A 20643-nucleotide genomic window follows, 5' to 3' on the forward strand; every position below is an offset into this window, starting at 1 on the left:
CCGAGTCTCTGTGCCGACACGGCGTATGAGTATGAAATTCACTCGCGCGGAGTCCATGCACATGCTTCAAGAGACTGTCGACGCCGGCGAGCCGATCATCGGGTCGGGCGCTGGCACCGGTATCTCGGCGAAGTTCGCCGAGCGAGGCGGGACTGACTTGATCATCATTTACAACTCGGGGCGCTACCGTATGGCCGGGCGGGGATCCCACGCCGGGTTGCTCGCCTACGGCGACGCGAACGAGATCGTCGTCGACATGGCCGGCGAGGTTATCCCGGTCGTCGAGAACACGCCGGTCCTCGCCGGCGTCCACGCGACGGACCCGTTCCGCGACATGGACGTCTTCCTCGACGAGATCAAGCGCCTCGGCTTCTCCGGTGTCCAGAACTTCCCGACGCACGGACTCATCGACGGGAAATTCGGCGAGGAACTCGACGAACTCGGACTGGGCTACGACAGGGAAATCGAGATGATCGAGATGGCGAGCGACAAGGGCCTTCTCACCGCACCGTACGTCTTCGACGAGGAGCAGGCCCGCCGGATGGTCGAGGCCGGTGCCGACATCGTCGTCGCCCACCTGGGCCTGACGAGGGGCGGTGACATCGGTGCGGCGGACGTCTCGCCGCTCCAGGAGGCTTCGGAGACGGTCCAGCGACTCCGCGACGCTGCCGTCTCGGTCGACGACGAGGTCCTGGTCATCTCTCACGGCGGTGCCCTCGCAGAGCCCGAGGACGTCGCCTACTCCATGGAACACACCGAGGGCGTCCACGGCTTCTTTGGCGCGTCGAGCGTCGAACGGCTCCCGACCGAACGCGCCATCGAGCAGCAGGTCGCGGATTTCAAGGACGTGCTGTAACCGGGGACGTCACTCGGGCGTTCGGTGAGTCGGACCGGCCGTCCGTTCGTCGAACCCGGGACCGCGGGAGTCGCCTCGGTGGTGCGGTCGGCCGGGTAACGACGGTCAAAAGGCGCGCCGCTCGCTCACACCATCTGTTCGACGATCTCGTCCGTCGAGAGGTTCGCCGGCGTCCCCGACAGCGTCTTTTTCCCCTCGTTCAGGATCATGATATCGTCGACGAGATCCCTGACGATCTCCAGATCGTGTGAGACCAGGATAATCGAGGTTTCCTTCTGGTCACGCAACGACTTCACGAACCGGATCACCGACTCCCTGTCGCGCCGCGAGAGTTCGGTCAGCGGTTCGTCGAGCATCAACACGTCGGGCTCGGACTCGATCGATCGACTGATCGAGAGGATCTGCTTCTGCCCGCCGGTCAGGTCTTCGACGCGGTCTCGCGGATCGAGCGACTCCACCCCGTACTCGTCGAGTTTCGCTTCGACCTCCTGGATCATCTTGCCCTTCCGGAGTGTCTTGATCGGGCCACGCGAGTTGGTCATCTCCCGTCCCATGAAGAAGTTCTCCCAGACGGTCGCCTTGTCGACGAGCGCCATGTACTGGTAGGTCATCGCGATACCCGCGTCGGCCGCGTCCTGTGGACTGTCGAACGAGACGGGCTCTCCGTCGAGTACGATCTCCCCGGAGTCCGGCTTGAGATAGCCGTTCAGGACCTTCAGCAGCGTCGACTTCCCGGCACCGTTGTCCCCGACCAGCCCCATCGCGGCGTTGCGGTCAAGGGAGAACGACACGTCGTCGAGTGCGAGCACCGGGCCGTAGCTCTTCGAGATGCCCTTAACGTCCAGGACGACGTCCGCATCGCTCATGCTTCGCCCTCCATCATCAGCCGGTTACACTCCTTGCTGTCGACGGCGTCGTTCGCGAACTGGCCCACCTTCTCTCCCTGCCTGAAGATGGCGACGTCGTCGATGTTCTCCTCGACCGAGCTGTACCACTGGCTCGTGATGATTACCGAGCCGGTGTCGGTGAAGTCGTGCAGGATGTCCCAGAGCTGGTTGATCGCCCGCTCCGAGAGCCCCCGGAACGGCTCGTCCAGCAGCAGGAGCTTCGGATCTGACTCGATCGCCCGACTGACGACGAGAATCCGGCGCTGACCGCCCGAAAGCTCGCTCGCCTTCTTTTCGACGCCGAAGTCGAATCCGTACTCGGCGAGCTTTCGCTCTACTTCCTTGCGCATCTCGCCCCCGCGGATAGTCTTTATCGGGCCGTACGAGTTAGCCATCTCCCGTCCCATGAAGAAGTTCTCCCAGACGGGCGTGTCGTCGACCAGGGCGAACTCCTCGTAGGTCATCGCGACGCCCGCTTGACGGGCCTCCTGTGGGTTCGCGAAGGCGACCTCCTCGCCGTCGAGGACCACCTCTCCCGAGTCGTGCTGGATGAAGCCGTTGAGGATGTTCAATAGCGTGGACTTCCCCGCACCGTTGTCACCTATCAGCCCGAGGATCGAGTTGCGCTCCAGGTCCAACGAGACGTCGTCGATGGCCACCACCGGACCGTACCGCTTCGAGAGGTTGCGTACCGACAGTAGCGGGTCGTCTGCCGACATCGTTCAGACCCACCCTCCGAAGAGCTTGTCGCGGCGCTTGAGTTCCATCAGCACGACCGCCACGAAGACGAGTATCCCCTGTGCGAGCTGGAACTCGTAGCCGCTGACCCCCGCGACGCGGGTGATCGTCAGGATGACCTGGACGAGGAGTGCACCCGCCGGGACGTTGATGATCTTCCCCGTGCCGCCAAACAGCGAAATTCCGGCGATGACGGGTGCCGCGATGGCGGGCATGAGCAAGTTCGTCCCCGTCCCCGACGAGAGGACGCCGACCCGGGTGATGAGTACGAACCCGCCGATGGCGGCAAACAGGCCGCTGATGAGGAAGGCGTGCATCTTGTACTTCGAGACGTCTATACCCATCCGCTGGGCCGCATCGGGGTCCCCGCCGACGAGGAAGAGGCGCCGTCCGCTCACGACGTGCGTGCTGTAGTACCACGCGATCAGCACCACGGCGAGTGTGACAAAGAGGATGTTACGGAACGGTCCGATCGACCCGCTCCCGACCTGATAGTACAGTTCGGGGAAGTCCGCTATCGATCGACCCTGGGTGAGAGAGAGGACGGCACCCTGGAGTATCCACCAGGAGGCGAGTGTCTGGATGAGCGACGGGACCCCCACCTTCGTGATGACGATTCCGTTCCAGGCGCCGATCAGAAGGCCGACCAGCGCGGTGACGAGTAACCCGACTACCATCGGTGCACCGGCCTGGACCGCGAAAAGCCCCATCAGGGGCGCAAAGAGGAGCGCGCTCACGATCGAGAGGTCGATCTCGGCCACGACCAGCGTGAACGCCATCCCGATGGCGAGGATGATGACGGTGGTACTCTGGACGACGACGCTCTCGAGCGTGTCGACCGCGAACAGATCCCTGTAGAAGACCCCCGCTACGAGGTAGATCGCGACGACGAGCATCCAGGGGAAGTAATCGCCGACGAAGTCCCTCGCGCTCATCTCTCTGCCTGTCAAAATCTCACTAGCGGTCCCGAAGCCGGTCCTGCCTGAAGACATAGTAAGAATCTCTCCCCTATCTATTATTAAAATTTGTGTTAGAGGCCGAACTCTCGCGGCGGGGAACCGACCGACGACGCGCCACCTCGAGTCGGGTGTGGAATAGCGGACGTGGCAAAAAAAAAATCTGACGTCGTCAGCGCGCTCTCAGAACTGGCTCAGGTACTCGAGCGTCTCGCCGTACTGCCCACCCTCGAGGTTCTCCTCGAACTCGTCGACGAGACCGGCATATTCGTCGGGCTGCTCGTTCTCGGTGTCGAAGCTGACGTCCATCATGTCCGTCCGCTCCATGATCGCCGGGAACACGTTGCCCCAGTGGTTCTCGGTGTTGACGTTGTCGGCTCTGATGCCGTACACTTCGGGTGGCGCGTTTGCGATGGGCACGTCGAAGTCGTCGGCCATCTCCAGCGTGATCGAATCGCCGGGGCCCCAGTAGACGTCGACGGGGTCCGTCACGGACGTCACCTCGGTGCCCACCTCGGCCTGTGGGATCTCCGTCCCGGACTGCTGGACCGAGGGATCCAGAATCTGCTCGTAGAAGATCTTCGAGATGTTCTGGGTGATGTTGATCGGCACCTGCGTCGCGTCGAGGTCCTGGAGCCCCTTCCTGATGTACTGGAGGGCGCTCGGATAGCCGTCGATGCCGCCGACGTAGATGTGGTCCTCGTGGCCCTTGTAATAGAGCATGTCGTTGGCCGCCAGTGCGTTCATGATGCCACGCGTATACGCGCCGGAGCTGTCGGAGAGGACGGCATCGGCGGTGTTCGAGGAGAAGTACGTCCGGGCCGAGTCAGCCCACCCGGCGACCGTCCCGTCGGTCGCGACTTCGACGTACTCCACGTCCGGGTAGTTCTTCATCGACTCTCGGACCTGTTCCATCCGGCGACGCCACCCCGTGAAGTCGGGGTTCCCCTGGAAGTGCACGATCGTCTTGCCCTGTCGGCCGCCGCGGTTCTCGTCGAGGAAGTTGATGGCGTCCTCGACCATCAGCTCGGCGAGCTCGTAGTCAGCGGACTGGATGTTGTGCGAGACCGCGCCCCCGACCAGGTCCTTGTTCCCGACGACGGGCGTGTTGTACTCCTTCTTGACGCGCTCGATGGTCTGCACGTGGGACTGGTACGCGACCGGATTGACGATGAGCGCGTCCTTGCTCTGGGCGTAGTTGACGATCTGGTCGTTCACCTGCGCGGGGTCCCATCCGGGCGCGGTAAAGGAGAAATCCCAGCCGTTCTTGTGCGCCTCGATCGCGTGTCCGGCCGGCATCAGTCGCCACCACGTCGACTCTGTCGGCGGACCGATGTAGTGGATGGATTTTCCGTGTTCCCACTCGAGACTCTGGGTCGATCCGCCGTCACCGCCGTCGCCGCCACTGCCGCCGTCACCACCACTGCCACCGTCGCCGCCACTGCCACCATCGCCGCCACTGCCGCCGTCGCTCGAACAGCCAGCGAGTGCAACGGCAGACGCCACGCCTGCGCTCTTTATGAACGATCGCCTGTTGATCCGGGAGAACCGGTCGTTACTGTCATTCGCCATAGCAACAAGAACTGAATATAATGAACAACGTGATAAAACTTTGGTAAGGGGCTATCGCGGCGATTCGGGACGTGAGACCGGCGGTACGCAGCCACCCATCTCCAGCCCCGCAACGTCGGTTCCCGTGCCGCTGGTCCGCCACCGAGAGGTTGGACCGTCCGCCGCGCTGTCCGTTGCCCGCTATGGGTTGTGCCCCTGCACGTCGCCGGCGGTCCGCCCATGGTCCCGGGATCCACTCTTGATGGTGTACCGATAGCGGGCCCCGGTTCGCAAACGCGGGTGATTCGGTCCTCGGACACGACGACGGCGCCGATGTGCCTGCCGGTGCCTACGGTTCGACGAGCACCTTCACGTCGTCGTTGTCACGCTCCAGGAGCGACTCGAACCCGTCGACGACGTCGTCGAGACCGATGCATCTCGTCACGAGGGGGTCCGCCCGCAGCTCACCCCGGTCCAGCATCGAGACCGTCATCTCGAACTCCCGTTTCGACAGCGGTCCGCCGAGGAACGCGTTCGCCCCACCGACGGTCCGTTCGACCAGCACCACCTCGTTGGGGTCGAACGATACCGGCTCCTCGTAGATGCCGACGAGTGTGAGGTGGCCGTCGTGTACGGTCGACCGGAGCGCCTGGTCGTAGGACGGTTCGACGCCGGCGACCTCGAACGCGACCTCGACGCCCGACCCGGTCTCGCTCCGAATCACCTCCACCGGATCCTCGTCCGTCGGGTCGATGGGTCGGTCGGCGCCCACCACGGCGCTTCGCTCTCTGCGCTTCCGGTTCGGTTCGGAGACGAATATCTTCCCGGCGCCGGCGGCGCGCGCGGCCTGGACGATGGCGAGACCGATGGGGCCGCTCCCGAAGACGGCGACCGAATCGCCGGCGTCCATGGGCGACCGTCTGACGGCGTGGAGGCCGACGGTCAGCGGTTCGACCAACGCCCGCCTCGAGCGGGACGCTCGACGGGAGCGGCACGACGTTTCGGGCTGGCACCGTGACCTGTTCCGCGAAGCCACCGCCGTTCCCGGAGAGCCCGACGAACCCGAGGTGTTCACAGACGTTGTACTTCCCCTCGTCGCAGTATCGACACTCGCCACACGGCAGCATCGGGTTGACCGTGACGCGCTGGCCCGCTTCGAGGTCCGGGACGCCGGCCCCGACGTCGCTGACGACGCCGCTCATCTCGTGTCCCAGCCCGACCGGGATGGTCTCTCCGGTGACGACGTGGGGCTGTTCGCTGGGGGTGAGTATCGGCCCGGCGGCATATTCGTGGAGGTCGGTCCCGCAGATACCGGCGGCCTCGACGTCGATCGTCACCTGTTCGGGGCCGGTCTCGGGGTCGGCGACCTCCTCGACGCGGATGTCCCTGTTGCCGTAGTACTGGGCTGCTCGCATAGTCGGTTGGGCGGACAACGCTCACTTAATCATTTCGAACCATGGGTGGCGGTCACATTCGACATGGCCGACCCAAGACCGAGCCGGGACCCGACCGCGACCGACGACGGTCCGCCAGCGTGACGGGTCTATCGACTCTACTGGACCAGGTACCCACCGTCGATGACGACGGACGACCCGGTCATGTACCCCGACGCCTCGGAGGCGAGGAAGACTGCCAGCGGACCGATGTCCTCGGGCCGTGCCATCTCTTCGAGCAGCATCTCGTCGAACCACGCCTCGGCCATCTCGGGGTCTTCCTCGAGTACCTGATCGATCATCTCCGTCCGGACGTACCCCGGGTTGATGTTGTTGACACGGATACCGTGCTCTGCCCACTCGGAGGCGAGCTGGTTCTTGAAGCCCTCCAGCCCGGCCTTCGATGCGTTGTAGGAGACCTGTGGCTGCGGGTGGTTCGCCATGAACGCAGAGATGGACGACACGTTGATGATCGACCCGCCGTCGCCGTCGATCATCTCCCGTCCGACGTACTTCGCGCAGTTGAACGGGCCGGTCAGGTTGATGTCGATGACCCGTTGCCACCCCTCGAGGGTCATCTCCTCGGCCGGCGTGTTCAGCGTCACGCCGGCGTTGTTGACGAGGACGTCGATGTCCCCGAACTCCTCGACCGTCGCGTCGACGAGCGCCTGGACCTCTTCGACGTCCGTGATGTCGACGGAGATCGCTTCGACCGTCGCGCCAGTGTCGTCGGCGATCGCTTCGGCGGCCTCCCGTCCGGCCGCTTCGTCGCGGTTCGCGATGACGACGTTCGCACCCGCCTCCGCGAGCGATGTCGATATCCCGCGGCCGATACCACGGTTCCCGCCGGTGACGATTGCTGTCTGTCCATCGAGTCGGAATCGATCGAGCACTGTCATCACTCCCCTCATCTTCCGGCGTGCTACTAAATGTACGGGTGGCCTGAGGACGTACACTTTTCACGCTCGGTCCGTGTTACCAATGTACTGTGCTCGCGACCTGTCTCTGCCGCGCACCCTCGGGACCGCTATCGATCGACTGTTCGGGTCCGAAACGGACCGTCTTCGGAGGCGGCGGCACAGTCCACCGCCCGGGTCCGGGGGTGAGGGCGCGATGAGCGTCGTCATCGTCGGGACGCTGGACACGAAAGGCGAGGAGATCGGGTTCGCGCGCGACGTGATCGAGGCCGAGGGTCTCGACGTCCACCTCGTCGACGTCGGCGTGATGGACGATCCCGAGATCGAACCGGACACCTCGGCAGCGGTCGTCGCGGAGGCCGGCGGGTCGAGTCTCGCGGCACTCCGCGAGGCGGGAGACCGCGGCGAGGCCGTGACGGCGATGGGCGAGGGGGCGGTCGCTGTCGCGAACCGTCTTCACGACGACGGGACCCTGGACGGTATCCTCGGTCTCGGCGGGTCGGGGAACACGTCCATCGCGACGGCCGCGATGCGGGCCTTGCCCATCGGCGTGCCGAAACTGATGGTCTCGACCGTGGCGTCGGGCGACACCGAACCCTACGTCGGGTGTCGCGACGTCGCCATGATGTACTCCGTCGCGGACCTCGAGGGTATCAACCAGCTCTCGCGCACCGTGATCGCCAACGCCGCGCTCGCGATGGTCGGCATGGCCTCGAAGCAACCCGACGTCGACGTCGAGGACAGGCCAACCGTCGCCATCACGATGTTTGGCGTCACCACGCCCTGTGTCCAGACTGCCCGTGAGTGGCTCGAAGAGCGGGGATACGAGACGATCGTCTTCCACGCGAACGGGACCGGCGGTCGCGCGATGGAGGGGTTGATCCGCGACGGGGTCATCGACGCCGTGCTCGACGTGACGACGACCGAGTGGGCCGACGAGGTGGTCGGTGGGTGCCTGTCGGCCGGCCGGGACCGCCTCGACGCGGCCGCCGAGCACGGCCTCCCGCAGGTCGTCTCGACGGGTGCGCTCGACGTCGTCAACTTCGGACCCAGGGACACGGTTCCCAAGAAGTTCCGCGACAGGACCCTCCACGCGCACAATCCGGAGGTGACGCTGATGCGAACGACTCCGGACGAGGCGGCCGAGATCGGCACGGAGATAGCCGAGAGCTCAACGCGTCGACGGGTCCGACGGTACTCGCGATCCCGCGCCGGGGGACGTCGATGCTCGATTCCGAAGACGGACCGTTTCACGACCCGGCCGCCGACCGGGCGCTCTTCGAAGCCATGCGCGGCGCTCTGAACGACCGGATCGAGTGTGTGTCGGTCGACGCGCACATCAACAGCACGGAGTTCGCGGTCGCCATCGCCAGCCGTCTCCACGACCTGCTGCAGGACGGCCCGGCCGACTAACGGAACGGGACATGTTCTCTCTTGATAACTCTATCCTCTTGCCATTTAGACGAAATATCTTCCCCGTACCGAACTTATAGAGATATCACCGCAACTTTCGTACAGTAAATGCTGTATTATATATTTATTAATCCAAATTTGAATATATACGGTGGATTCTATTCCCTGTCTTCCGGAATATCCCCTTCGATATGTGATGAAACTCGAGGTTTCTCACAGAAGCTGTCTTTCTGGATCTGTTTCCGCCGTGGCTGTTCGTCGGAGGGATGTGGTCCACGTGAACCGACAGACGCCCTGACCGACACCGCGGCACTCTGTCGGCCCCTCATCCACGTCGGAGCGCGACTGTACGTAGCCGGTCGGAAGACGCGGACGAAAGGGCCGCTGTGCAGGTGCTGAACGAGGACGGCCCGCTCGACGGGAGCAGCCGTTCGGCACCGGCTCGTCGTCTCGGATCGACGGGACCGAGACGGCCGACCGACGGCGGACAGTACTCCCTCTCGGTTCTCTCACTGTCCAGCCGAGTGATTCGGGGGAACCGAGTTCCGATTCCGGCGGCGGCTCAGTCGTCGGACTCGGCGGCCGCGTCCCGTTCGCTCGCGAGGCGTGAGGCGACGTCGGTGATGAGGTCCTCCTGGCCGCCGACGACCTCCATCTCGCCCAGCGCCAGCAGAATCTCGCGCGGGTCGATGCCGTACTTCTCGCCGGCCCGGCGGGTATGACGGAGGAACGACGAGTAGACGCCGGCGTACCCCAGCAGCAGCGAGTCGTTGTCGATCTCGGGCATCTCGTCGTCCGAAACCATCGGGACGAGGACGTCCTCGGCCGCGTCCATGACACCGAAGAAGTCCGGCGTGACCTCGTAGCCGGCCTTCTCCAAGACACCGACCAGCACCTCCATCTGGGCGTTGCCCGAGCCGGCGCCCAGGCCCCGCAGGCACCCGTCGATGGTCGTCGCGCCCGCCTCGATGCCGGCGAGGGTGTTCCCGATGGCCAGGCCCAGGTTGTCGTGGGCGTGGAAGCCGACGTCTATCGAGAGCTCGTCGGCGAGCAGTCCCACCCGGTCGCGGACGTCGCTCGGGAGCATCGCTCCCGCCGAGTCCATGACGTAGACGGCGTCGGCGCCGTACTCCTCCATCAGTTTCGCCTGTTCGAGGACGGTCTCGGGCGCCGCCATGTGGGACAGCATCAGGAGGCCGGTCGCCTCCAGACCCCGGTCGGTGACGTACTCGAAGTGCTCCTGGGAGACGTCGGCCTCGGTCACGTGGGTAGCGATGCGACAGACGTCCGCCCCGCGGTCGACCGCCAGGTCCAGTTCCTCGACGGTGCCGATGCCCGGGAGCAACAGGACGGACAGCTTCGTGTCGGTCAGCTGGGGCACCACCGCGTCGAGGTACTCGCCGGTCTCGGCGGCCGAGAACCCGTAGTTGATCGAGGACCCGCCCATCCCGTCGCCGTGGGAGACCTCGACGACGTCCATGGACGCCTCGTCGAGCGCGGCGGCGACGTCGGCCATCTCCTCGGGGGTAAACGAGTGGTCGACGGCGTGCATCCCGTCCCGCAGCGTCATGTCGACCAGCCTAACGTCCCGGTCAGTCATGGGCCACCCCCCGGGCGGTCCCGTCGAGCAAGCCCTGTTCGGCGATGCGTTCGCCGGTCCCCAGGGCCGCGCTGGTCATGATGTCGAGGTTGCCGGCGTAGGGGGGCAGGTGCTGGCCCTCGCCTTCGACTTCGAGCATCGTCGTCAGAATGATGGCATCCCCGAGGTCGAAGGCCACGTCGTCGCCCGTCTTGACCTCCGGTTCCATCGTCACCTCGTATCCCGGCACGTAGGTCTGTATCTCCGATTCCATCCGCCCGATGGAGTCCCGGACCGCGTCGACGTCGGTGTCCTCGTGGACCTGCGTGTGGATTGTGTTGCGCATCATGATCGGTGGCTCGGCCGGATTGAGGGTGATTATCGCCTTCCCCTCCCGCGCGCCGCCGACCGTCTCCAGGCCGTCGGCCGTGGTCTGTGTGAACGAGTCGATGTTCTGTCTGGTCCCCGGCCCCGCGCTCTTGGAGGCGATGTGTGAGATCATCTCGGCGTACTCGACGTCGGCCACCCGGTCGACGGCGTAGACGAGGGGGATCGTCGCCTGCCCGCCACACGTGACCATGTTGACGTTGTCCGTCTCGCCGACGACGTCGTCCAGGTTGACGACCGGGACGGTATAGGGACCCACCGCGGCGGGTGTCATGTCGATCGCGAACAGGCCCAGGTCCTCGTAGACGGGCGCGTTCTCACGATGGACGTGTGCGCTCGTCGCCTCGAAGACGACGTCGAACTCGTCGGCGTGTTCCCTGACGCTGTCGATGCCCTCGGTGCCGACGGCGACGTCGTTGTCGACGGCCGCCTGGAGTCCCTCGGACTCCTCGACGGGGAAGATGCCGATCATCCGCTCGAGCTCGATCGCCTCTCCCCGGTCGAGTATCTTGTACATCAGGTCGGTCCCGATGTTACCGGGACCGACGATTGCTGCTTTGACCGCCATGCGAGTGCCTTTTCGATGGAGGCATTTAAGAGTACTCCTGGCCGTGGAGGGGCTATCCCGGCGCCGTCCCGGAGTGTGCCGGCCCGTCGGCCGGGACCGACCGGGGGTCAGCTGTCGACGGCGTCCGCGACCTCGGCAAAGCGGTCCTGCAACAGCGAGCAGTCCACCGAGACGGCGACGTACTGGACGCCGCTTTCGATCCACTGGTTGGCGATGGCCGGCGTGTCGGCGTAGGCGCCGACGACGGTGTCGGCCGCCCGGGCGCGGTCACAGATATCGCTCATCGTCTCGACGACCTGTTCGGAGGTGACCTCGCCGGGCACGCCGAGTGCCTGCGAGAGGTCGTACGGACCCAGGAATATCACGTCGATGCCGTCGACGGCGAGGATGCCGTCCAGGTTGTCGATACCCTCCTGGCCCTCGACGTGGACTATCAGCAGGGTCCGTTCGTTCTGGGTCCCCGTGTAGTCGTCCTGTAACCCGTACTCGCCGGCGCGCACGTACGGAGAGAGCCCCCGTCCGCCCTCCGGGGCGAACCGGGCGGCCTCGACCGCCGCCTCGGCGTCGGCTCGGCTCTCTACCTGTGGAATCTGGACGCCCGCGGCCCCGACGTCGAGTGCGCGCTGTATCTCCGGCGCCTCGTTGCCCCTGACGCGGACTATCGGTGCGCCGCCGCCCACCTCGGCGCCCATGCACATCGAGAGGCTCGTCTCGGCGGTCAGCGGGCCGTGCTCCTGGTCGATGATCGTGAAGTCGAGTCCGGCCAGCGTCGCCGCTTCGGTGACTGCGGGCGAATCGACGTTGACGAACGTTCCGACGACCGTTTCTCCGTCCACGAGACGCTGCTTGAGACTTCGAGGAGGCATACGTCCACACTCTCTCCCGTCGTATATAAAATACCCCCTGAACCCCGGTTCGTCCCGGGGAGCCCACCACTGCCGGACATCGCGGTGCCGGAGACGCGGCCACGCCGCCCCGGGCGACTCGGTCGGCCGGTGGGGTGTTCGGTCCGGGGGCGCGTGTGTCCCTGTCTCACTGTCCGTTCGCCGCCACTGATACACGCGGGCCTCGCCGGCCGGCGGCAGGGTCACTGCGCCGGCCGGGTCTCGCCGGCAGTGACCGCTGCCCCTCCACACTCCCTGCCTCGTGACCGCAGTTCGATCCGCGTCCCGTCTCAGCGGCTGACGCAATCATTCTCTATTTCAGAACAGAGGGGCAGCTGACCGCCCGGCGGGTCGGGTCGGTCGCCGGGCCACGCTCGCGCCGACTGCCGACCTCAGCCAGAATTTCTAACAGGAGTACGTATGTTACTAGAAGCGTGCGTTACCGCTTGCCACGACGCGATTCGTCACGATCATCGTCGATCAGGGGAGACTTCCCATTCGGGTGTGCGTACACCGCGTTTTCTATACCAAAACGCGGCTACGAGTGTGCGATATTCAGCTCGATGACGTTGGCCGCGCTGATGACCTGGTCGGGGAACTCCTCCTCGAGGCGTTTCCCCTTGAGGCGGCTCGTCGGCGCCGAGATGCTGATGGCGCCGACGACCTCCCCGTCCGAGAGAATCGGGGCCGAGACACAGCGGAGCCCCTTCATCAGCTCCTCGTCGTCGACGGCGTAGCCCTGGGCCCTGATCTTGGAGAACTCCTCACGCAACTCCGCCGGGCCCGTGATCGAGTTCGCCGTCGCGGGCTCGAACGATCCCTCGGCCAGTATCTCGTCGACCCGCGCGTCGGGCATGTGGGCCAGCATCGACTTCCCGAGCGCCGTCGTGTTCATCGCGGCCCGGAGGCCGGCGTAGATGTCGAGGTTCACCGCCTTGGTCCCGCGCGACCGGTAGAGATAGACACAGCGACCGTGTTCCTCGACGGCGACGTTGACCAGTTCTCCCGTCTCCTCGGCGAGTTCGTCGACCTGAGGCTTGGCGATCCCGAACAGATCCATCTCCTTGCGGGTGTACCCGCCGATCTCGAGGAACCGCAGGCCCAGCGAGTACTCGCCGTCCGCCTTGCTCACGTACTCGTACTCCTCGAGCGTGCTGAGGTGGTTGTGGACCGCGCTCTTTCCCATCGCTACCTCGTCTGCCAGTTCCGTCACCCCGCTCCGCCCAGGGATTTGATCGCCTCGATGATCTCGAGGGTTTTCGCGGTCGTCTGGACCGGGTGTTTGGCTTCTTTTCCCATAGTCCCCTGTGTACGCCGAATCCTCAAAAACGTTGTTCTATAATACCGAATCTAGGACGATCGGCTTAGGCGCGGATCTGTGCGTAAATTTGGCCCTCTGACGGGTGATTCGGTCTTCTCAGAGCGTTTTCTATTTGAGTACCGATCGCTGTCGCTGGTCCGGCCAGCCCGGACCCGGTCGACTCGACCGGTGTTTTATACCCCGCTCGCGACTGGAGGGACGTATGAGTGACTCGGAGCGCCTGCACACGGTGACTGCAGACTCGGATCCGTTGATCGGCAGCTGGGCGGCCGTCCCCCATCCGCTCTCGGTCGAGATGGCCGCCGACGCTGGCTACGACTTCGTCGCCCTCGACGCGGAACACACGCCGATGTCCTACGAGACGATGGAACACATGCTCCGTGGAGTCGACGGCGAGACGGAGACGCTGGTCCGCGTCCCCGACGGCGACCCGACCACGTTGAAGCGGACGCTCGACCTGGACCCGGACGGGGTCCTGGTCCCGATGGTCGAGACGGCGGCCGAAGCGGAACGCATCGTCGACGCGAGCCGGTATCCCCCGGAGGGCACCCGCGGAATCGGCCCCTGGCGGGCCACGGGGTACACGACGACGCTGGCCGAGCACTTGGCGGCAGGGACGACTCGTTCGTCACACACGTCCAGCTCGAGTCGCGCCAGGCGGTGGAGAACGCCGCCGACATCGCCGCCGTCGACGGCATCGACGGCGTCTTCGTCGGGCCGCTCGACCTCTCGCTGTCGATGGACTGTTTCGGCGAGTGGGAGAGCGACGAGTTCCTCGCGGCAGTCGAGGCCGTCTTCTCGGCCGCCCGGGCGGAGGGCGTCACGACCGGGACGCTCGCGACCAGCGCGGCCGAGCGCGAACAGCGCCTCGAGTGGGACGTCGATTACGTCGCGACCGGCGTCGATCTGATGCACCTCGCACGGGGGCTCAGCGAGACCCTCGAACACAGTCGGGACGTCGTCGACTCCGGGTAACCGACCGGCCCGGCCCTCAGAGGAACGCGAAGGCCCGGACCGAGGACCCGCTCGTCCCTTGGAGGTTCAGCGGCGGGTAGAAGAAGTACGCGCGCCGGGAGTCGGCGCCGTCCAGCACCTGATCGAGGTTCCGGACCTCTTCGACGGGGATGATGTCGTTTTCCAGCAGCGGCAGGTGTGACTCGTCGGCGCCGACGTCCGTCGCCGGCCCGTGGCCGGGCACCTCGCCGGTCCACCCGCCGACGCTCGCGCCTTCGGTGCCGACCGCCTTCGGCTTGCGCTCCCCGAGCCACTCGGCGGCCTCGGCGGTGAGATACGGGAACTCGAAGGCGTACTCCGGTGAGTTGCCGTAGTACTGGTCCCACGCGGTGTGGAGCATCACGACCTCGCCCTCGTTGATCTCGTCGTCGTACTGTTCCAGGTCGTCGACCGTGATGGCCTCCTCGGGTTCCTTGGGCGTCAGGTCGACGGCCACGCCCGGCCCCATGAACTTGCTCACCGGGAAGTCGTCGAGCGTCTTGCCCTCCGGGATGAAGTGCCGTGGCGAGTCGAGGTGGGTCCCTGTGTGCGTGTTCATCTCCAGGCGCTCCATCGTGTAGGCGTCTCTGGAGGCCCAGGCGGTCTTGGTCAGTTGGACCTCGGGGAACGTCGGCCACACCGGCATGCCGTCTTCTACCGGATTGCTCAGGTCGATGATTTCCTCTGGTTCGAACATGATGGAGCAATCAGACGGAGCCAAAATAAATGTTTGCTCGTCGGTCACACTGACAGCCACATCGACTCACTCGACGCGGGGGTCCAGCAGCGCGTGGCCGACGTCCTGGACGAGGTTGCCGACCAGTCCGAGGGCGATGGGGACCATCGTCACCGCGGTCAGCGTCTGGACGTCCCGGCTCTGGATGGCGAACCACCCCAGCTGCCCGAGTCCGGGAACCTTGAAGACGAGTTCGACGACGAAGGCGGTGACGAACAGGACGCCCAGCGTCTCCACGAGAAACAGCGACAGGAGCGTCGGCGCGACGGTCCGGAAGATCTGTCGAGCGATCTCCCGCGGTGGTGCCCCTCTGGCTTCGAGCTGGCGGACGAACGCGGCGCCCGTCCTCTCCCGCGACTCCGAGCGCGTGTACCGGAACTGCACGGCAAAGAGCGTCAGCGTGACGACCGCCATCGGGAGCGTCAGGGCCACGAGGTTCGACGGAGCGAGCAGCGCCCGCCCGGGCCGGTAGTACGGCGCCAGCGACAGCCAGTCGATGGCCACGAGGACCACCGCCTCAGCGAGGACGAACTCCGGGACGCCGACGGGGACGAACCCGAATCCCGTCAGGAGGCGGTCGAGCGCCGTCGCCTCCCGGACTGCCGTGTACAACCCCAGCAGCGTCCCGAGCGCCGTCGCGACCACGACCGCGGGGACGACGTACGCGGCGGTCACGCCCCCTCGTGAGCGGAGGAGCGCGAGAATCGGGCGGCCGAAGCTGTCCCCGGGGCCGATGTCGGAGGTGACCGACGTCCCCAGATCGCCCGTCGTGTAGCCGACGACCCACTCGAGCCAGCGGTCGGCGAGCGGGTCGTCGTAGCCCCGCGCCTCGCGATAGGACTCGAGCTGGTCTGCCTCGGGGTTCTCGGTCACCTGCACGCGCCGGGCGTTCGGGTCCGGCGCCCAGGCGGCAAGCAGGAACAGCGCCGACAGGACGAGGTAGAAGGCGAGGACGGTCCACAGCAGCCGTGTCGCGACGTACCGGCCGGTCGCCATATCGCGGTCACCCGCCTCCCCGCCGGTGCTCCTCGACCGGCCGTCCACGCACTCGTCTGCATCTCCGTGACACGCCTTGAGTCGATACCCGTTCTCGTGGGACATGTATTTTTACCTCCGCCCTGAACCCTTCCCACGGACTGTCCGACCGGACGTGACCGCGCGTGTCTGCACCCGATACCGACCCGACGTTCGACTCGCTCGACCTCGACGCGGCGCCGGACCGGCCGGTGCGCCCGCGGCCGAAGACGGTCGTGGCGCTCGTCGCTCTCCTGGCGTGGGTCGGGCTGTTTTGCTACTCGGAGCTCGCGGTTCCGGCGGGCGACCCCGTCGCCTTCGGGGTCCGTCCGAGCCCCATCGACTGGCCCTTCGGCGCCGCGTTGCTCGCGGTCGGCTGGGTCGTCGTCGACCCGTCGCCGCGGACCCGACGGCTGGCCGGCCGCTACTGGGCGACCGTCCGGACCGACGCGCTCGCGCTCGCCGCGACGGGCGTCCTCGCCGTGTTCGTGGTCGTCGGCCTCGCCGGCCCGTCGCTCGTCGACGTGCTCGAAGCGACCGCCGGCATCACGGCCGCCCAGGGGCAGCAGGTGGCGGCGCTGCAACCGCCGCTGGGCGCGAGCGTGCCAGCCGACGCCGTCGAGACCTGTGCCGGCCCGGTCACCGCAGGGCGATGTCACGGGACGATATCTCACCCGTTCGGGACCGACGCGTACGGGAACGACGTCTTCGAGGGCGTCGTGAGCGGGACGCGCGTGGCGCTGGCCGTCTCCCTGACGGGGGCGGTGTTCGTCGTGCCGGTGGGTATCGCCGCCGGGGTCGTCGCCGCGTCCCTCGGCGGCCCGGTCGACGAGTCGCTGATGCGGCTTGCGGACCTCGTGGACGTGATTCCCGCGATATTCGTCTACGTCATCGTTCAGATCCCGCTCCAGAAGAACCTGTGGCTCGTGGTGCTGGTGTTCGGGGTGCTCAGCTGGGGCAACACCGCCAGGCTGGTGCGGAGCGACGCGCTCTCGACGGTCGAACGGGAGTACGTCGCCGCCACCCGGGCCGCCGGCGGGCGTCCGTGGCTGGTCGTTCGGGACCACGTCGTCCCGAACGTCGCCGGGACGGCGATAACGACGGCGACCTACTTCGTCCCGAAACTGATCCTGGTCGAGGCGACGCTGGGCTGGCTCCACCTCAGCTCCGGGTACGTCTACTCCTGGGGCGACCAGCTGGGACTCAAGACCGCGGTCTTTTCCGGGACGTTCCCGGTCGACGGCATCCCGGTCGCGACGTGGTGGACCGAGGCGTTCACGCTCGCTGCCATCTTCGCGACTGTCGTCTCGTGGTACGTCGTCGGCGACACCTTGCGGACCGTCTTCGAACCGGGGACGGAGTCGTGACCGCGAGTACGTCGGCTACGGTTTCGGTGGTTCGCCGACCGAGCACCGGCTGGGGGTACGCTACGCGAAGAGCCGCCGGCCGCGAGAACGGGGTCCGGTGTCGGGGTCAGTTGAGCCGTTCGGCGTCGTCGTCGTGGCCGTCGAAGAGGTGGAGACTCTCGGCCGTGAAAGTGAGATACCCCTCCATGCCCTCGTCGAGGACGCCGGTGGCGACCTCTGCGGTGACCTCGTGCCCGTTCGGGGTCTGACACCGGACGACGTCCTCGGTGCCGATCTTCTCGACCACGTCGACGGTGACGGGCACGGCGAAATCGCCCCCCGACCCGTCGTCGGACCAGTTGAGCAGCTGGGGCCGGACGCAGGCGGTTATCTCGTCGCCGCGCGCCATCTGGAGCGCGTCGACCAGTGGCCCGTCGACCTCAAAGGTCACCTCGCCGTCGTCGAGGACGGCAGTGTCGCCGTCCCACGAGAGGTGACAGTCGAAGCGGTTGATCTGTGGCGACCCGATGAACATCGCGACGAACAGCGACTGGGGCTCGCTGAACACCTCGTCGGGGTCGCCAAACTGGGCGACGTTGCCGTCGTTCATCACGACCAGCTTGTCGCCCATCGTCATCGCCTCCTCCTGGTCGTGGGTGACGTGGACCATCGTGACGCCGAACTCGTGCTGGAGGCGGACGACCTCGGCGCGCAGCTGCCGTTTGAGCAGCTCGTCGAGGTCGCTGAACGGCTCGTCCATCAGGAATACTTCGGGGCGGCGGACCAGCGCCCGCGCGAGGGCGACGCGCTGTTGTTGCCCGCCCGAGAGCGAGGTGATCTTCTTGTCCAGGAACTCGTCACAGTCGGCGACTTCCGCGATGTCGTTGACCGCGCTGTCGATCTCGGACTCGCTGTGGCCGTCCTCGGCGCGCAGCGGGAACGCGATGTTCTCTTTCGCCGTCATGTGCGGGTAGAGCGCCAGGTCCTGGAACACCATCGAGATGTCCCGGTCCTGTGGCGACTTGTCCGTGATGTCGACGTCGTCGAACGTGATCGACCCGCTCGTGGGGGTCTCGAGCCCGGCGATCGAGCGCAGCGTCGTCGTCTTCCCACAGCCCGAGGGGCCGACGAGGACGACGAGTTCGCCGTCACCGATGTCCAGCGAGACGTTGTCTGTTGCGACTAGCGAACCGTACTCCTTCGTCAGATCTTGAACGTGTACTTTAGCCATGGTTAGATGTCAGTCATGCCGAGGGTCATCCCCTCGATGATGTTGTCGCGGAAGGCGATCAGGATCAGCGTGGGCGGGATGGCGACGACGACTGCCATCGCCATGATGCGGTTCCACTGGATCTGGTTCGACTCGATGAGCGTCGGGATGATGGTCGTTATCGTCGACGTGTTGTTCCCGGTGATGATCCACGCGAAGAGGAACTCGTTCCAGGCGAAGACCCAGGCGAGCATCATCGTCGCGACGAGGCCGGGGCGCACGAGCGGGAAGACGACCTTCCGGAACGTCTCGAAGCGCGAGTAGCCGTCGACGTAGGCCGCCTCCTCGAACGAGACGGGGATCTTATCGAAGAAGTCCCGCATCAGCCACGTCGTCAGCGGCAGATTGAAGGTCAGATACAGCAGGATGAGCCCAAGCAGCGTGTCCTGAAGGCCCAGCTGGCCGTAGATGAAGAATATCGGCAGCACGACGGCGATCGGCGGGAACATCCGCGTCGAGAGCAGCCAGAACGAGACGTGGCCGCCGGGATCGATCCGCGAGGCGAACCGCGAGAACGCGTAGCCCGCCAGCGCGCCGAGTATCACCGAGAGGATGGTTGTCCCAGAGGCGATGATGAGGCTGTTGGTGATGGCGTTGACCGCCCGGGAGTTCGTGAGCACCCAGACGATGGAATCGAGGGTGAACCCGCGCGGGTACAGCGTCGGCGGGAACGTCCCGATGTAGTTGAGCGGTTTCAGCGCCGTGTTCAGGGTCCAGTAGAGCGGGAACGCGACGAACAGCGCGTAGAGCGCGACGAAGCCGCGGCCGAACCACTGGAAGCCCGACGTGTCGGAGCTCATGCCATCTCCTCCGTGTTCATCGACCGCCAGAACAGCAGCATGGCGATGACCGATCCGAGACCGATGACCCACGTCAGGGCCGCTGCCCGGCCGATGTTGAACTGGCTGAACCCGACCAGGTACGTGAAGTACGTCGGAAGTTCGGTCTGGGTGCCGGGGCCGCCGTTGGTCATGATAAAGAGCTTGTCGAAGAACTTGTACGCGTCCATGAACCGCAGCAGGAACGCGATGGCGATGAGGTTGCGCAGCTGGGGGAGCGTGATGCGGCGGAACTGCATCCATCGCGACGCCCCGTCGACCCGCGCGGCCTCGTAGAGCGTATCGGAGATGCTCGCACGCCCCCCGTAGATGATCAGCAGCGGGAGCCCGACCCACTGCCAGGTGTCGGCGATCATGATGGCGGTCAGGCCGAGCCAGCGCGACTGCAGCCACGGCACGGCGCTGAAGCCGAGCATCCCGAGGATGCCGTTGACCGTCCCGCCGCCCGGCAGAAAGAGCAGCTGCCAGATGCGGCCGACGACCAGCGGTGCGATCATCATCGGGACCGCGAACAGTGTCAGCATCGCGATGCGGATGCCCTTGTTGTCGACGTAGTTGTACAGCGCCAGCGCCAGGAACAGGCCGAGCCCCACCTGCAGCATCACGCCGACTCCACCGTAGTAGGCGAAGTTCGCCACGGAGTTCCAGAACCGTCCCTGGCTGAACAGCCAGGCGTAGTTCGCGCCGCCGTTGAACGACGGCGTCTGGTGGGCGATGGAGGCCGGCGCCCAGCGGTTGAAGCTCAGCCAGAGCGACCAGAGCATCGGGCCGATGGTGATGAGAAAGACCGTGACGATGGTCGGCCCTACGAGCAGGTAGGGCGCGAGGTCACGGTCCGCGAACCGGTCGACCACCGGTAGTCGTCGACGAAGGTCTTCTTTGATTGTACTCATGATTGATTAAGGTGTGTTCGGAATCACAGCAAGATAGATTATGAAGGTTATGCCATCGGTCG

Annotated in this window: 17 protein-coding genes and 4 pseudogenes; 5 read left to right on the forward strand and 16 right to left on the reverse strand. The window is 65.7% G+C overall.

Annotation, left to right across the window (positions count from 1 at the left end; genetic code table 11):
* The first annotated feature begins 31 nt into the window (after nucleotides 1–31).
* Nucleotides 32–856 carry a phosphoenolpyruvate hydrolase family protein gene (locus P1N55_RS13610; protein WP_276278735.1) on the forward strand — a complete coding sequence of 275 codons (825 nt, stop codon included), beginning with the start codon at nucleotides 32–34 and terminating at the stop codon, nucleotides 854–856.
* 125 nt (nucleotides 857–981) lie between these two features.
* Here P1N55_RS13610 and P1N55_RS13615 read toward each other — a convergent pair whose 3' ends face one another.
* The 7 genes and pseudogenes from P1N55_RS13615 to P1N55_RS13645 form a co-directional block, all read right to left on the reverse strand.
* Nucleotides 982–1722: an ATP-binding cassette domain-containing protein gene (locus P1N55_RS13615; RefSeq protein WP_276276079.1), complete on the reverse strand. Its 741-nt coding sequence runs from the start codon at nucleotides 1720–1722 to the stop codon at nucleotides 982–984.
* The gene (locus tag P1N55_RS13620; protein ID WP_276276080.1) at nucleotides 1719–2462 is read right to left on the reverse strand and encodes an ATP-binding cassette domain-containing protein; all 744 of its coding nucleotides are present in this window, start codon (nucleotides 2460–2462) and stop codon (nucleotides 1719–1721) included. The genes P1N55_RS13615 and P1N55_RS13620 overlap by 4 nt, the downstream gene beginning before the upstream one ends.
* Before the next feature lie 3 nt (nucleotides 2463–2465).
* Entirely contained in the window at nucleotides 2466–3416 is a 951-nt protein-coding gene (locus P1N55_RS13625) for an ABC transporter permease (protein ID WP_276276081.1), read from the reverse strand.
* Between the two features lie 204 nt (nucleotides 3417–3620).
* On the reverse strand, nucleotides 3621–5009 hold the full coding sequence (locus P1N55_RS13630) for a sugar ABC transporter substrate-binding protein (RefSeq protein ID WP_276276082.1): 1389 nt from the start codon (nucleotides 5007–5009) through the stop codon (nucleotides 3621–3623).
* A gap of 328 nt (nucleotides 5010–5337) precedes the next feature.
* Nucleotides 5338–5898, reverse strand: coding sequence for a zinc-binding dehydrogenase (locus P1N55_RS13635; protein WP_276276083.1), 561 nt, complete (start codon nucleotides 5896–5898; stop codon nucleotides 5338–5340).
* Between the two features lie 133 nt (nucleotides 5899–6031).
* Nucleotides 6032–6403 (reverse strand): annotated as a pseudogene (locus tag P1N55_RS13640) (alcohol dehydrogenase catalytic domain-containing protein); the annotation flags it as partial.
* Nucleotides 6404–6540: 137 nt separating this feature from the next.
* A complete protein-coding gene (locus tag P1N55_RS13645) occupies nucleotides 6541–7320 on the reverse strand; it encodes an SDR family NAD(P)-dependent oxidoreductase (RefSeq protein WP_276276084.1) in 780 nt (259 codons plus the stop codon).
* 214 nt (nucleotides 7321–7534) lie between these two features.
* Between P1N55_RS13645 and P1N55_RS13650 the strand changes: the two are divergent.
* Nucleotides 7535–8751 (forward strand): annotated as a pseudogene (locus P1N55_RS13650) (Tm-1-like ATP-binding domain-containing protein).
* 562 nt (nucleotides 8752–9313) lie between these two features.
* Here the strand turns inward: P1N55_RS13650 and dmpG are convergent.
* From dmpG to P1N55_RS13670, 4 genes and pseudogenes are all read right to left on the reverse strand, one after another.
* Nucleotides 9314–10351 carry a 4-hydroxy-2-oxovalerate aldolase gene (dmpG, locus tag P1N55_RS13655; RefSeq protein WP_276276085.1) on the reverse strand — a complete coding sequence of 346 codons (1038 nt, stop codon included), beginning with the start codon at nucleotides 10349–10351 and terminating at the stop codon, nucleotides 9314–9316.
* Nucleotides 10344–11285 (reverse strand): acetaldehyde dehydrogenase (acetylating), encoded by a 942-nt coding sequence (locus tag P1N55_RS13660; protein ID WP_276276086.1) that lies wholly within the window; start codon nucleotides 11283–11285, stop codon nucleotides 10344–10346. Before P1N55_RS13660 ends, dmpG begins: the two co-directional genes overlap by 8 nt.
* A 107-nt stretch (nucleotides 11286–11392) precedes the next feature.
* On the reverse strand, nucleotides 11393–12151 hold the full coding sequence (locus P1N55_RS13665) for an HpcH/HpaI aldolase family protein (RefSeq protein WP_276276087.1): 759 nt from the start codon (nucleotides 12149–12151) through the stop codon (nucleotides 11393–11395).
* A gap of 556 nt (nucleotides 12152–12707) precedes the next feature.
* Nucleotides 12708–13468 (reverse strand): annotated as a pseudogene (locus P1N55_RS13670) (IclR family transcriptional regulator).
* Between the two features lie 317 nt (nucleotides 13469–13785).
* On the opposite strand from P1N55_RS13670, the pseudogene P1N55_RS19795 reads away from it, so the two are divergent.
* Together P1N55_RS19795 and P1N55_RS13680 are read left to right on the forward strand one after the other, a co-directional pair.
* Nucleotides 13786–13995, forward strand: a pseudogene (locus tag P1N55_RS19795) (aldolase/citrate lyase family protein); the annotation flags it as partial.
* Between the two features lie 155 nt (nucleotides 13996–14150).
* On the forward strand, nucleotides 14151–14465 hold the full coding sequence (locus P1N55_RS13680; protein WP_276276090.1) for an aldolase/citrate lyase family protein: 315 nt from the start codon (nucleotides 14151–14153) through the stop codon (nucleotides 14463–14465).
* A 16-nt stretch (nucleotides 14466–14481) separates the two neighbouring features.
* Here P1N55_RS13680 and P1N55_RS13685 read toward each other — a convergent pair whose 3' ends face one another.
* A complete protein-coding gene (locus P1N55_RS13685; protein ID WP_276276091.1) occupies nucleotides 14482–15180 on the reverse strand; it encodes a cyclase family protein in 699 nt (232 codons plus the stop codon).
* A 66-nt stretch (nucleotides 15181–15246) separates the two neighbouring features.
* Nucleotides 15247–16320, reverse strand: a complete 1074-nt coding sequence (locus P1N55_RS13690) for an ABC transporter permease (RefSeq protein ID WP_276276092.1) — start codon at nucleotides 16318–16320, stop codon at nucleotides 15247–15249.
* A gap of 59 nt (nucleotides 16321–16379) precedes the next feature.
* On the opposite strand from P1N55_RS13690, the gene P1N55_RS13695 reads away from it, so the two are divergent.
* Nucleotides 16380–17600 carry an ABC transporter permease gene (locus P1N55_RS13695; RefSeq protein ID WP_276276093.1) on the forward strand — a complete coding sequence of 407 codons (1221 nt, stop codon included), beginning with the start codon at nucleotides 16380–16382 and terminating at the stop codon, nucleotides 17598–17600.
* A gap of 106 nt (nucleotides 17601–17706) precedes the next feature.
* On the opposite strand, the gene P1N55_RS13700 is transcribed toward P1N55_RS13695, so the two are convergent.
* From P1N55_RS13700 to P1N55_RS13710, 3 genes are read right to left on the reverse strand one after another with little or no spacing between them, the layout of a single operon-like run.
* Nucleotides 17707–18810, reverse strand: a complete 1104-nt coding sequence (locus P1N55_RS13700) for an ABC transporter ATP-binding protein (protein ID WP_276276094.1) — start codon at nucleotides 18808–18810, stop codon at nucleotides 17707–17709.
* 2 nt (nucleotides 18811–18812) lie between these two features.
* Nucleotides 18813–19649, reverse strand: coding sequence for a carbohydrate ABC transporter permease (locus P1N55_RS13705; protein WP_276276095.1), 837 nt, complete (start codon nucleotides 19647–19649; stop codon nucleotides 18813–18815).
* Nucleotides 19646–20542, reverse strand: a complete 897-nt coding sequence (locus tag P1N55_RS13710) for a carbohydrate ABC transporter permease (RefSeq protein WP_276276096.1) — start codon at nucleotides 20540–20542, stop codon at nucleotides 19646–19648. The genes P1N55_RS13705 and P1N55_RS13710 overlap by 4 nt, the downstream gene beginning before the upstream one ends.
* Nucleotides 20543–20643 lie beyond the last annotated feature (101 nt).

It is taken from the genome of Haloarcula regularis (assembly GCF_029338315.1).
GTDB classification, from domain to species: Archaea; Halobacteriota; Halobacteria; order Halobacteriales; family Haloarculaceae; genus Haloarcula; species Haloarcula regularis.

Coding starts and splice junctions, on each gene's coding strand:
- P1N55_RS13700 (WP_276276094.1), bottom strand. CDS start 18,810: ATGGCTAAAGTACACGTTCAAGATCTGACGAAGGAGTACGGTTCGCTA.
- P1N55_RS13635 (WP_276276083.1), bottom strand. CDS start 5,898: ATGGACGCCGGCGATTCGGTCGCCGTCTTCGGGAGCGGCCCCATCGGT.
- P1N55_RS13690 (WP_276276092.1), bottom strand. CDS start 16,320: ATGTCCCACGAGAACGGGTATCGACTCAAGGCGTGTCACGGAGATGCA.
- P1N55_RS13685 (WP_276276091.1), bottom strand. CDS start 15,180: ATGTTCGAACCAGAGGAAATCATCGACCTGAGCAATCCGGTAGAAGAC.
- P1N55_RS13615 (WP_276276079.1), bottom strand. CDS start 1,722: ATGAGCGATGCGGACGTCGTCCTGGACGTTAAGGGCATCTCGAAGAGC.
- P1N55_RS13665 (WP_276276087.1), bottom strand. CDS start 12,151: ATGCCTCCTCGAAGTCTCAAGCAGCGTCTCGTGGACGGAGAAACGGTC.
- P1N55_RS13630 (WP_276276082.1), bottom strand. CDS start 5,009: ATGGCGAATGACAGTAACGACCGGTTCTCCCGGATCAACAGGCGATCG.
- P1N55_RS13705 (WP_276276095.1), bottom strand. CDS start 19,649: ATGAGCTCCGACACGTCGGGCTTCCAGTGGTTCGGCCGCGGCTTCGTC.
- P1N55_RS13660 (WP_276276086.1), bottom strand. CDS start 11,285: ATGGCGGTCAAAGCAGCAATCGTCGGTCCCGGTAACATCGGGACCGAC.
- P1N55_RS13625 (WP_276276081.1), bottom strand. CDS start 3,416: ATGAGCGCGAGGGACTTCGTCGGCGATTACTTCCCCTGGATGCTCGTC.
- P1N55_RS13620 (WP_276276080.1), bottom strand. CDS start 2,462: ATGTCGGCAGACGACCCGCTACTGTCGGTACGCAACCTCTCGAAGCGG.
- P1N55_RS13645 (WP_276276084.1), bottom strand. CDS start 7,320: ATGACAGTGCTCGATCGATTCCGACTCGATGGACAGACAGCAATCGTC.
- dmpG (WP_276276085.1), bottom strand. CDS start 10,351: ATGACTGACCGGGACGTTAGGCTGGTCGACATGACGCTGCGGGACGGG.
- P1N55_RS13610 (WP_276278735.1), top strand. CDS start 32: ATGAAATTCACTCGCGCGGAGTCCATGCACATGCTTCAAGAGACTGTC.